This is a genomic window from Streptomyces anandii JCM 4720, assembly GCF_014650655.1.
GTDB classification, from domain to species: Bacteria; Actinomycetota; Actinomycetes; order Streptomycetales; family Streptomycetaceae; genus Streptomyces; species Streptomyces anandii.
Genome location: NZ_BMVJ01000002.1, coordinates 561172 through 572007, shown reverse-complemented (window position 1 = coordinate 572007; position 10836 = coordinate 561172). Strand labels below are relative to the sequence as shown.

General features: G+C 71.7%; 12 protein-coding genes. 7 read left to right on the top strand and 5 right to left on the bottom strand.

Annotation, left to right across the window (positions count from 1 at the left end; translation table 11 throughout):
• The coding region (locus tag IE249_RS36370; protein WP_229857588.1) for a DUF6542 domain-containing protein at positions 1–370 on the top strand (370 nt) is incomplete at its 5' end.
• Between the two features lie 165 nt (positions 371–535).
• Here the strand turns inward: IE249_RS36370 and ppgK are convergent.
• Positions 536–1282, bottom strand: a complete 747-nt coding sequence (gene ppgK, locus IE249_RS05780; RefSeq protein ID WP_189703636.1) for a polyphosphate--glucose phosphotransferase — start codon at positions 1280–1282, stop codon at positions 536–538.
• Between the two features lie 47 nt (positions 1283–1329).
• Positions 1330–2346 carry a 4-hydroxy-3-methylbut-2-enyl diphosphate reductase gene (locus IE249_RS05775; RefSeq protein WP_189703635.1) on the bottom strand — a complete coding sequence of 339 codons (1017 nt, stop codon included), beginning with the start codon at positions 2344–2346 and terminating at the stop codon, positions 1330–1332.
• Between the two features lie 102 nt (positions 2347–2448).
• Between IE249_RS05775 and xseA the strand changes: the two genes are divergently transcribed.
• Together xseA and IE249_RS05765 are read left to right on the top strand one after the other, a co-directional pair.
• Entirely contained in the window at positions 2449–3657 is a 1209-nt protein-coding gene (gene xseA / locus IE249_RS05770) for an exodeoxyribonuclease VII large subunit (protein WP_189703634.1), read from the top strand.
• 9 nt (positions 3658–3666) lie between these two features.
• The gene (locus IE249_RS05765; protein WP_189703633.1) at positions 3667–3909 is read left to right on the top strand and encodes an exodeoxyribonuclease VII small subunit; all 243 of its coding nucleotides are present in this window, start codon (positions 3667–3669) and stop codon (positions 3907–3909) included.
• 77 nt (positions 3910–3986) lie between these two features.
• Here IE249_RS05765 and IE249_RS05760 read toward each other — a convergent pair whose 3' ends face one another.
• Positions 3987–4511: a DUF4245 domain-containing protein gene (locus tag IE249_RS05760; RefSeq protein WP_189703632.1), complete on the bottom strand. Its 525-nt coding sequence runs from the start codon at positions 4509–4511 to the stop codon at positions 3987–3989.
• Between the two features lie 127 nt (positions 4512–4638).
• Here IE249_RS05760 and glpX point away from each other — a divergent pair, with 127 nt between their 5' ends.
• The gene (gene glpX, locus IE249_RS05755; protein ID WP_189703631.1) at positions 4639–5673 is read left to right on the top strand and encodes a class II fructose-bisphosphatase; all 1035 of its coding nucleotides are present in this window, start codon (positions 4639–4641) and stop codon (positions 5671–5673) included.
• A gap of 123 nt (positions 5674–5796) precedes the next feature.
• Here glpX and IE249_RS05750 read toward each other — a convergent pair whose 3' ends face one another.
• Positions 5797–6171, bottom strand: coding sequence for a WhiB family transcriptional regulator (locus IE249_RS05750; protein ID WP_189703630.1), 375 nt, complete (start codon positions 6169–6171; stop codon positions 5797–5799).
• A gap of 103 nt (positions 6172–6274) precedes the next feature.
• On the bottom strand, positions 6275–6970 hold the full coding sequence (locus IE249_RS05745) for a DUF1707 SHOCT-like domain-containing protein (RefSeq protein WP_189703629.1): 696 nt from the start codon (positions 6968–6970) through the stop codon (positions 6275–6277).
• A 192-nt stretch (positions 6971–7162) separates the two neighbouring features.
• On the opposite strand from IE249_RS05745, the gene IE249_RS05740 reads away from it, so the two are divergent.
• From IE249_RS05740 to IE249_RS36365, 3 genes are all read left to right on the top strand, one after another.
• The gene (locus tag IE249_RS05740; RefSeq protein WP_189703628.1) at positions 7163–8833 is read left to right on the top strand and encodes a fumarate hydratase; all 1671 of its coding nucleotides are present in this window, start codon (positions 7163–7165) and stop codon (positions 8831–8833) included.
• A 116-nt stretch (positions 8834–8949) separates the two neighbouring features.
• On the top strand, positions 8950–10335 hold the full coding sequence (locus tag IE249_RS05735) for a class II fumarate hydratase (protein ID WP_189703627.1): 1386 nt from the start codon (positions 8950–8952) through the stop codon (positions 10333–10335).
• 73 nt (positions 10336–10408) lie between these two features.
• The coding region (locus IE249_RS36365; RefSeq protein ID WP_229857586.1) for a ribonuclease FAU-1 family protein at positions 10409–10836 on the top strand (428 nt) is incomplete at its 3' end.

Genomic DNA, 10836 nt, shown 5'->3' with positions numbered 1-10836 from the left:
CTACGGCGTGCTGTTCCTGCCGGTGTCCGTGCTGACCGCCCTGTGGGTGCGCAGGGGCGACCTGCTGACCGCGCCCGTGGTGGTGCCGATCGGATTCGCCGTCGGCGTGCTGCCTGTCGCCAAGGGGGACGGGGGGATCCTCGGCACGGTGATGGGCCTGGTGACCGCGCTGGCCACCCAGGCGGGCTGGCTGTACGGGGGGACGCTGCTCGCGGGGGTCACCGCGCTGGTGCGCCGGGCGACCCTGACCCGGCGCACGGCGGCGGTGCGGCGGACGGCGCTCGTACGAGGCGGACGGCGCGTAGGGGGCGCAGGGGGCGTGCGAGGCGTACGGGAACGCACGGCACGCGGCGGCCGCACAACGGCCTGACCCGGGCAGCGTGAGCCGGGCAGCTCGAACCGGGCCGCGCGGGCCGGGCGGCGCGGGCCGGGCGGCGCGCGCCAAGCGGCGTCAGCCGGACGGCGCGGCCCAGGCGGCACGCCGGACCGCGTGAGCCAGGCGGCACGCCGGGCCCCGTCAGCCGGACCGCCCCGCTCAGCGCAGCTCCGCCGCTCTCATCGCCGCTCCCACGATCCCCGCGTTGTTCTGCAGCTGGGCGGGGACGATCTCCGCCCTGATGCCCTCGATCAGCGGCAGGAACTTGTGGGCCTTGCGGCTGACGCCCCCGCCGATGATGAACAGCTCCGGGGAGAACAGCATCTCGACGTGCTCCAGGTACTTCTGGACCCGGCGGGCCCATTGCTCCCACGTGAGCTCGTGGTCGTCCTTGGCCTTGCTGGAGGCGCGCTTCTCCGCCTCGTGGCCGTCCAGCTCCAGGTGGCCCAGCTCGGTGTTGGCGACCAGGCGGCCGTCCACGAAGACCGCGCTGCCGATGCCGGTGCCGAAGGTCAGCAGGATCACCGTGCCCCGCCGGTCCCGGCCGGCGCCGAAGTGCATCTCGGCGACGCCCGCCGCGTCCGCGTCGTTGACCACCGTCACCGGCAGGCCGCCCAGCCGCCCGCCGAACAGCTCGCGCGCGTCGGTGTCGATCCAGCTCTTGTCGACGTTGGCCGCCGTGCGGATCGTGGCGCCGCCGGTGACGACGCCCGGGAAGGTCAGGCCGACCGGTCCGTCCCAGCCGAAGTGCTCCACGACCTGCCGGACGCCCTCGGCCACTCCGTCGGGCGTCGCCGGCTGCGGGGTGAGCACCTTGCGGCGCTCCTGGGCCAGGTCGCCCTTGTCCAGGTCCACAGGGGCGCCCTTGATGCCCGAACCGCCGATGTCCACGCCGAAGATCTGCATGGCTCCACGTTACGGCCTACGACTGACGGTCACGTCACGGCAGGGGATCACTCCGCCGCCGTACCCGATCCCCCGCGCTCCGCGGCCAGCGTCGTCGCCTCGTCGCGCAGGTCGCGGCGGAGCTCCTTGGGCAGCGAGAAGGTGATGGACTCCTCCGCGGCCTTGACGATCTCCACGTCCTCGAAGCCGCGCGCCGACAGCCACTCCAGGACCTGCTCGACGAGCACCTCCGGCACCGACGCGCCCGAGGTCACGCCGACCGTGGTCACGCCCTCCAGCCAGGCCTCGTCGATCTCGTCGGCGAAGTCCACCAGATACGCCTCGGCGGCGCCGGCGATCTTCGCGACCTCCACCAGCCGCTTGGAGTTGGAGGAGTTGCGGGAGCCGACCACGATCACCAGGTCGGCCTGGGCGCCCATCTGCTTCACGGCGAGCTGGCGGTTCTGCGTGGCGTAGCAGATGTCGTCGCTGGGCGGGGAGATCAGCTGCGGGAACTTGTCCTTGAGCGCGTCGACCGTCTCCATGGTCTCGTCGACCGAGAGCGTGGTCTGGGACAGCCACACCACCTTGGACGGGTCGCGCACCTCGACGCCGGCCACGTCCTCGGGGCCGTCGACGAGCTGGATGTGCTCGGGGGCCTCGCCGGTGGTGCCGATGACCTCCTCGTGGCCCTCGTGCCCGATCAGGAGGATGTCGTAGTCCTCCTTGGCGAACCGGACGGCCTCCTTGTGCACCTTGGTGACCAGGGGGCAGGTCGCGTCGATGGTGGCGAGGCGGCCGCGCTCGGCCTCCTCGTGGACGACGGGCGCCACGCCGTGCGCCGAGAACATCACGATGTTGCCCGGCGGCACCTCCTCCGTCCGCTCGACGAAGACGGCGCCCTTCTTCTCCAGGGTCTGTACGACGTACTTGTTGTGGACGATCTCGTGCCGGACGTAGATCGGGGCCCCGTACTGCTCCAGGGCCTTCTCGACGGCGATCACGGCGCGGTCCACACCCGCGCAGTAGCCACGGGGGGCGGCGAGCAGGACACGGCGGCCGGTCGAAGCAGTCATGACACCCATCGTAAGGCCGCCTCCCCGGCGCCGAAGATCCCCCACAGGTGCGCCGGTCACGGGCCCGCGCCGTCTGTGGCGTTGTCGGTGGCGGGGGCTACGCTCGCGGACATGGCTCTCACCACGTCCCCCGAGACCCCCCTGCCCGTCGGCGAGGTCTCACGGCTGATCGGCGGGTGGATCGACCGGCTCGGCGCGGTGTGGGTCGAGGGGCAGATCACCCAGCTGTCGCGGCGGCCCGGCGCGGGCGTGGTCTTCCTGACCCTGCGCGACCCGTCGTACGACATCTCGGTCAGCGTCACCTGCTACCGCCAGGTGTTCGACGCGATCGCCGACGTCGTGGGCGAGGGCGCCCGGGTCGTGGTCCACGCCAAGCCGGAGTGGTACGCCCCGCGCGGGCAGCTGTCACTGCGGGCCGCCGAGATACGGCCGGTGGGCGTCGGCGAGCTGCTGGCCCGCCTGGAGCAGCTGAAGAAGACCCTGGCGGCGGAGGGACTGTTCGCGCCCGGGCGCAAGAAGCCGCTGCCGTTCCTGCCGCAGCTCATCGGGCTGGTGTGCGGCCGCGCCTCGGCCGCCGAGCGTGACGTGCTGGAGAACGCGCGGCACCGCTGGCCCGCCGTCCGCTTCGAGGTGCGCAACGTCCCCGTGCAGGGTGTGCACGCGGTCGCGCAGGTCGTCCAGGCCGTCAAGGAGCTCGACGAGCTGGAGGAGGTGGACGTGATCGTCGTGGCGCGCGGCGGCGGCAGCGTGGAGGACCTGCTGCCGTTCTCCGACGAGCAGCTCGTCCGCGCGGTCGCCTCCTGCCGTACGCCCGTCGTCTCGGCGATCGGCCACGAGCCGGACACCCCGCTCCTGGACTACGTCGCCGACCTGCGGGCCTCCACCCCGACCGACGCCGCCAAGAAGGTCGTGCCGGACGTCGGCGAGGAGTACGAGCGGGTGCGGCAGCTGCGCGACCGGGCGCGCCGGTGCGTGCGCGCCCACGTCGAGCGCGAGGAGCGGGGCCTGGCCCACGCCCTGGCCCGGCCCTGCATGGAGGACCCGCACCGCATGGTCGACGAGCGGGCCGACCACATCGCCGCGCTGCTCGACCGCGCCCGGCGCACGCTGCGGCACCACCTCGACCGCGCGGACTCGGAGGTGGCGCACACGCACGCGCGCGTGGTGGCCCTCTCCCCCGCCGCGACGCTGCGCCGGGGGTACGCGGTGCTGCAGAAGGCCGACGGGCACGTGGTGCGCGACCCGGCCGAGGTGACGGCGGACGAGGCGCTGCGCGCGCGGGTCGCCGAGGGCGAGTTCACGGTTCGGGTCGACACCTAGGGTGGGCGTATGACGAGCAAGGCGGCACCGGCGGAAGAGACGCTCGGCTACGAGCAGGCGCGCGACGAGCTGATCGAGGTCGTCCGGCGCCTGGAGGCGGGCGGTACGAGCCTGGAGGAGTCCCTCGCCCTGTGGGAGCGGGGCGAGGAGCTGGCGGGGGTGTGCCGGCGGTGGCTGGAGGGCGCCCGGGCCCGCCTGGACGCCGCTCTGGCGGCGGAGGACGGCGAGGACGGACCCGAGGCCGCGCAGTAGCGCCCCGCGCCGCGCAGTGGCGCCGCCGCGCCACGCAGAGAAACCAGCGCCGAGCAGTAGCGCCCCCCGCGCCGGCGTCAGGACGTCTTCAGCGCCTGCGCCATCGCCGTCAGGCGGTCGAAGGACGCCGTGCCCGCCACCACCGTGGTGGAACCCTTGGGGCCCTTCAGCACCAGGGCGTCGTAGCGGCCGCCGGTGTACCGGGTCCAGGTCCGGCCGTCGATCTTCTGGGTCACCTCGGTCGCGTGGGCGCCCTGGCTGGCGTCGTCGATGAAGTCGGCGCTGTCCTGAGTGGACTGCTCGACCGCCACGTACTGACCCTCGGGATCCTGGAAACCCAGGTGCCAGCGGTCGTTCCGGTCGGCCTGGTAGCGGACCGAGGTGGCCTTCCAGGTGTCCGGCAGACCCTGGGGCGCCGCCACCGGGTACGCCGCCGCCCGCCGGGCCGTGAGCAGTTCGACCCGGTAGTCGACCCGCTTGAGGTCGGGAGCGTGATCGTCGTGCGGGATGAAGAGGTACGCGGACCCCGCCGCGAGCGCGGTCACGCCCAGGGAGAGGAGCATGCTCCGCACTGTCTTCTGCTTGCCGTTCGAACCTGCCACGCCCACTATCGTCGCAGGTGTCCGGCCCGCTCATCCGTGGGGTCCCCTGCTCATTTTGTCTGCCCGGCGATAGAGTCATGGCCAAGACCCTCATCCGGCCGTCGTCGTATCAGAAAGGTGCGCTCCGATGACCGAGCATCATCACTTGCCGTCCGAGCTCGATGTTCCCTCCGAGGCCCCCGACCGCAACCTCGCCCTGGAGCTCGTCCGGGTGACCGAGGCAGCCGCCATGGCTGCCGGCCGCTGGGTCGGGCGCGGTGACAAGAACGGCGCCGACGGCGCGGCCGTGCGCGCCATGCGCACCCTCGTCTCCACCGTGTCGATGAACGGCGTCGTCGTCATCGGCGAGGGCGAGAAGGACGAGGCCCCGATGCTCTTCAACGGGGAGCGCGTGGGCGACGGCACCGGCGCCGAGGTGGACATCGCCGTCGACCCGATCGACGGCACCACCCTGACCGCCAAGGGCATGCCGAACGCGATCGCCGTACTGGCCGCCGCCGAGCGCGGCGCGATGTTCGACCCGTCCGCCGTGTTCTACATGGACAAACTGGTCACCGGCCCGGACGCGGCCGACTTCGTCGACATCAACGCGCCGGTGTCGGTGAACATCAAGCGCGTCGCCAAGGCCAAGCGCTCCACGCCCGAGGACGTCACCGTCGTCATCCTCGACCGGCCGCGCCACGAAGGGATCATCAAGGAGATCCGCGAGGCCGGCGCCCGCATCAAGCTGATCTCCGACGGCGATGTCGCCGGGTCGATCTACGCGCTGCGCGAGGGCACGGGCGTGGACCTGCTGCTCGGCATCGGCGGCACGCCGGAGGGCATCATCTCGGCCTGTGCCGTGAAGTGCCTGGGCGGCACCATCCAGGGCAAGCTGTGGCCCAAGGACGACGAGGAGCGGCAGCGGGCGATCGACGCCGGGCACGATCTCGACCGGGTGCTGACCACGGACGACCTGGTCTCCGGCGAGAACGTCTTCTTCGTCGCCACCGGCATCACCGACGGCGAGCTGCTGCGCGGGGTGCGCTACCGCTCGGAGACGGCGACGACCGACTCGATCGTCATGCGGTCGAAGTCCGGCACGGTCCGCCGGATCGACTCCGAGCACCGGCTGAGCAAGCTGCGCGCCTACAGCGCGATCGACTTCGACCGGGCGAAGTAGCCCGGCACCAGCCTGCTACGGCGACGGGGCGCCCCTTGTGCGGAAGGGACGCCCCTTTTCCGTGCACGAAGTGCGTACGCGCGAGCCCGCCGCGTACGTACGCGGCTCCCTCGGCCGGGCCGCTCAGCCGGCCTGGGCTATGCGGCCCGCGCGGGCGGCTTGCTTCAGTTCCACGTCGCGGCGGCGGCGCCGGGCGAGTACCACGCGGCGCTCCGCGGCGGTCAGGCCGCCCCAGACGCCGTACGGCTCGGGCTGGAGCAGCGCGTGCTCACGGCACTCGACCATCACCGGACAGCGGGCGCAGACCCGCTTGGCCGCCTCCTCACGGGACAGCCGTGCGGCGGTGGGCTCCTTCGAGGGTGCGAAGAACAGGCCGGCCTCGTCGCGCCGGCACACCGCCTCGGTGTGCCAGGGGGCGTCTTGGTCCCTGTCCCGCACTGGCACCCGCTGGGCCGGGACGGCAGCGACCTGCAGGGACGAATGCGGCGGTTGCAGCACGGTCTTCTCCTGACGACGGCTTCGCGAGCGAGAGACAGACGATGCAGCAAGGCCTACCCGCTGTGCGCGCGCCTATGCACTGAGTCCCGAACCGCCGGACCGGTCAGAGGTGTTTGCGCAAACGCTTGTCGACCTTGCGCTGCACGCGGTCGAGGATGTCCGCGACGAGCTTGCCGCGCTTGGGCCGCGCCTCCACGTTGCCCAGCACCGCCCAGCCGTCGACGTAGACCACGGGCGCGTCGGGGTCCTCGGCGTCCAGCGGCTCCACCTCGAAGTTGCCGAGGACGCCGCCGCCGGTGCCGCGCAGCGACACGTTCTCCGGGACGCGGATCTGGACGTCGCCGAAGACGGAGACGGCCTTGATGACGACCTGCTGGTACTCGAAGACCGCCTCGCTGAGGTCGATCTCGACGCTGCCGAAGACCGAGTACGCGTGCAGGCGGCGGCCCGCGCGCCAGCGGCCCCTTCGGGTGGCGGCGCTGAACACCGCCACCACGTTCTCGTCGGCCTCGTGGGGTATCGCACCGGCGGCGGGGCGGTTCGGGGCGTAGGCGGGGGCGGCGGGGCCGCGCCGGCCGGCGGGCAGGTCCTGGATGAAGACCTCCAGCTGGCCGACCGTCTTGGCGTTCAGCACCCCCTCGACGCGCTCGGCGTGCTCGTCGGCCGTCAGCCGGCCCTCGGCGAGCGCCTCGCGCAGGATGTCGGCGATACGGTCACGGTCGGCGTCCGAGGCGCGCAGCTCGGTGACGCCCGCGGGGGCGGCCGGACGCTGTTCGGTCTGCTGCTTCTGAAGGTCCACGGCAGCAGCGTACCGAAACGCGATAGATCGCGACTAGGGGTGTGGACGGATCGGCGCGGCGCGAGCGGGGAACGCGGGGCCCGCGCCAGGTGAGCGGGACCTCACAGGTCCGCCGCCGGCGGCAGGTTCTACGCTGGTCGGTGCCCGCCAATGGAGGCGGGCAGTCGTCTGCCGAGTGAGGAATGGGCTGAGATGCCTGAATTCGCGTACACCGATCTGCTCCCCCAGGGTGAGGACACCACCCCGTACCGGCTGGTGACGTCCGAGGGCGTCTCCACCGTCGAGGGGCCCGACGGGCGTACGTTCCTCAAGGTCGAGCCGGAGGCGCTGCGCAAGCTCGCCGAGGAGGCCGTCCACGACATCCAGCACTACCTGCGCCCCGCCCACCTCGCCCAGCTGCGCCGGATCATCGACGACCCGGAGGCGAGCTCCAACGACAAGTTCGTCGCCCTGGACCTGCTGAAGAACGCGAACATCGCGGCGGCCGGCGTGCTGCCCATGTGCCAGGACACCGGCACCGCGATCGTCATGGGCAAGCGCGGGCAGAACGTCCTCACCGAAGGTGAGGACGAGAAGGCCCTCTCGCACGGCATCTACGACGCCTACACCAAGCTGAACCTGCGGTACTCGCAGATGGCGCCGCTGACCATGTGGGAGGAGAAGAACACCGGCTCCAACCTCCCCGCCCAGATCGAGCTGTACGCCGCCGACGGCGGCGCCTACAAGTTCCTGTTCATGGCCAAGGGCGGCGGCAGCGCCAACAAGTCCTTCCTCTACCAGGAGACCAAGGCCGTCCTGAACGAGGCCTCCATGATGAAGTTCCTGGAGGAGAAGATCCGTTCGCTGGGCACGGCCGCCTGCCCGCCGTACCACCTGGCGATCGTCGTCGGCGGCACCTCCGCCGAGTACGCGCTGAAGACGGCCAAGTACGCCTCCGCGCACTACCTGGACAACCTGCCCGCGGAGGGCTCGCCGCTCGGCCACGGCTTCCGGGACAAGGAGCTGGAGGAGAAGGTCTTCGAGCTGACGCAGAGGATCGGCATCGGCGCGCAGTTCGGCGGCAAGTACTTCTGCCACGACGTGCGCGTGGTCCGGCTGCCCCGGCACGGCGCGTCCTGCCCGGTCGCCATCGCCGTCTCCTGCTCGGCGGACCGTCAGGCGGTCGCCAAGATCACGGCGGAGGGCGTCTTCCTGGAGCAGCTGGAGACCGACCCCGCGCGGTTCCTGCCGGAGACGACGGACGAGCACCTCGACGAGTCCGGTGACGTCGTCAGGATCGACCTGAACCAGCCGATGGAGCAGATCCTCGCCGAGCTGACCAAGTACCCGGTCAAGACCCGCCTGTCGCTGACCGGTCCACTGGTCGTGGCCCGCGACATCGCCCACGCGAAGATCAAGGAGCGGCTCGACGCGGGCGAGGACATGCCGCAGTACCTCAAGGACCACCCGGTGTACTACGCCGGCCCGGCCAAGACCCCCGAGGGCTACGCGTCGGGCTCCTTCGGCCCGACCACGGCCGGCCGCATGGACTCCTACGTGGAGCAGTTCCAGGCGGCGGGCGGCTCCAAGGTGATGCTGGCCAAGGGCAACCGCAGCAAGCAGGTCACCGACGCGTGCGACGCGCACGGCGGCTTCTACCTGGGCTCGATCGGCGGCCCGGCGGCCCGGCTCGCCCAGGACTGCATCAAGAAGGTCGAGGTCCTCGAGTACGAGGAGCTGGGCATGGAGGCGGTCTGGAAGATCGAGGTCGAGGACTTCCCGGCCTTCATCGTCGTGGACGACAAGGGCAACGACTTCTTCCAGGACCCGGCCCCGCAGCCGACGTTCACGTCGATCCCGGTCCGCGGTCCCGGCCTGGCGTAGCCGGAAGGGGACTGGCGGGGGCGGCCCTTCGCCCGCCGCCGGTCCCCCCGCCAACCCCCGTCACCCGTTCGGCCCAGCTCCGGAACATCCGCGGTTCCCCGCACGCTGTACCCGGTATGAGCGAATACCGCATCGAGCACGACTCCATGGGTGAGGTCCGGGTCCCCGCCGACGCCAAGTGGCGTGCGCAGACGCAGCGGGCGGTGGAGAACTTCCCCGTGTCCGGGCAGCGGATCGAGCGCGCCCACATCGAGGCGCTCGCGCGGATCAAGGGCGCGGCGGCCAAGGTCAACGCCGAGCTCGGTGTGCTCGACAAGGACGTCGCCGCCGCGATCCAGGAGGCCGCGGCCGAGGTCGCCGAGGGCAGGTGGGACGAGCACTTCCCCGTGGACGTGTTCCAGACCGGCTCCGGCACCTCGTCCAACATGAACACCAACGAGGTCGTCGCCACCCTCGCCACCGAGCGGCTCGGCCGTGACGTTCACCCGAACGACCACGTCAACGCCTCCCAGTCCTCCAACGACGTCTTCCCCTCCTCCATCCACATCGCCGCCACCGCCGCCGTCACCCGGGACCTGATCCCCGCCCTCGACCATCTCGCCGGCGCCCTCGCCCGCAAGGCGGACGAGTTCAAGGACGTGGTGAAGTCGGGCCGTACGCATCTGATGGACGCCACCCCCGTCACCCTCGGCCAGGAGTTCGGCGGTTACGCGGCCCAGGTGCGCTACGGCATCGAGCGGCTGAACGCCTCCCTGCCCCGCCTCGCCGAACTCCCCCTCGGCGGCACGGCGGTGGGCACCGGCATCAACACCCCGCCCGGCTTCTCCGCGGCCGTGATCGAGGAGGTCGCCCGCGTCACCGGGCTGCCGCTCACCGAGGCCCGCGACCACTTCGAGGCCCAGGGCGCGCGGGACGGCATCGTGGAGACCAGCGGACAGCTGCGGACGATCGCGGTGGGCCTGACGAAGATCGCCAACGATCTGCGCTGGATGTCCTCCGGCCCCCGCACCGGGCTCGCGGAGATCGCGCTGCCCGACCTCCAGCCGGGGTCGTCCATCATGCCGGGCAAGGTGAATCCCGTCATTCCGGAGGCCGTGCTCATGGTCGCCGCCCAGGTCGTCGGCAATGACGCCACCGTCGCCACGGCCGGCGCCGCCGGCAACTTCGAGCTCAACGTCATGCTGCCGGTCATCGCCAAGAACGTCCTGGAGTCCGTCCGGCTGCTGGCGAACGTCTCCCGGCTGCTCGCGGACCGGACCGTCGACGGGATCGTCGCCCACCGTGAGCGGGCCCGCGAGTACGCGGAGTCCTCCCCGTCCGTCGTCACCCCGCTCAACAAGTACATCGGCTACGAGGAGGCCGCCAAGGTCGCCAAGAAGGCCCTCGCCGAGCAGAAGACGATCCGTCAGGTGGTCGAGGAGAGCGGTTACGTGGAGCGCGGCGACCTCACCGTGGAGCAGCTGGACGAGGCGCTGGACGTCCTGCGGATGACACACCCGTGACGGTTCGTGCCCCGGGCGCGAACCGCGGGAGTGCCCCACGGCGTCCTGTGCCCTGGGCACCTAATATCTGTGCATGGCGGACGACGGAGCGGTGAGAGACGTGAAGGCGGGCGGTACGACGGCCCACTGGGCCCCCGGAACGCAGATCCTGTGGCGCTACCGGGAGAACGGCGGCACGCGCTTCCACATCGCGCGTCCCGTCACCGTGGTACGGGACGACGCCGAGCTGCTGGCCGTGTGGATGGCGCCCGGCACCGAGTGCGTGAAGCCCGTGCTCGCCGACGGCACGCCCGTGCACCTGGAGCCGCTCGCCTCGCGCTACACCAAGCCGCGCACGGTGCTCCGCGACCGCTGGTCCGGCACGGGAGTGCTGAAGCTCGCCCGCCCCGGCGAGCCGTGGTCGGTGTGGCTGTTCTGGGAGCCGGACTGGCGGTTCAAGAACTGGTACGTCAATCTTGAGGAGCCGCTGGCCCGTTGGGCGGGCGGAGTGGACTCCCAGGA

Coding starts and splice junctions, on each gene's coding strand:
- IE249_RS05735 (WP_189703627.1), top strand. CDS start 8,950: ATGAGCGAATACCGCATCGAGCACGACTCCATGGGTGAGGTCCGGGTC.
- xseA (WP_189703634.1), top strand. CDS start 2,449: ATGGCTCTCACCACGTCCCCCGAGACCCCCCTGCCCGTCGGCGAGGTC.
- IE249_RS05740 (WP_189703628.1), top strand. CDS start 7,163: ATGCCTGAATTCGCGTACACCGATCTGCTCCCCCAGGGTGAGGACACC.
- IE249_RS05775 (WP_189703635.1), bottom strand. CDS start 2,346: ATGGGTGTCATGACTGCTTCGACCGGCCGCCGTGTCCTGCTCGCCGCC.
- ppgK (WP_189703636.1), bottom strand. CDS start 1,282: ATGCAGATCTTCGGCGTGGACATCGGCGGTTCGGGCATCAAGGGCGCC.
- IE249_RS05765 (WP_189703633.1), top strand. CDS start 3,667: ATGACGAGCAAGGCGGCACCGGCGGAAGAGACGCTCGGCTACGAGCAG.
- glpX (WP_189703631.1), top strand. CDS start 4,639: ATGACCGAGCATCATCACTTGCCGTCCGAGCTCGATGTTCCCTCCGAG.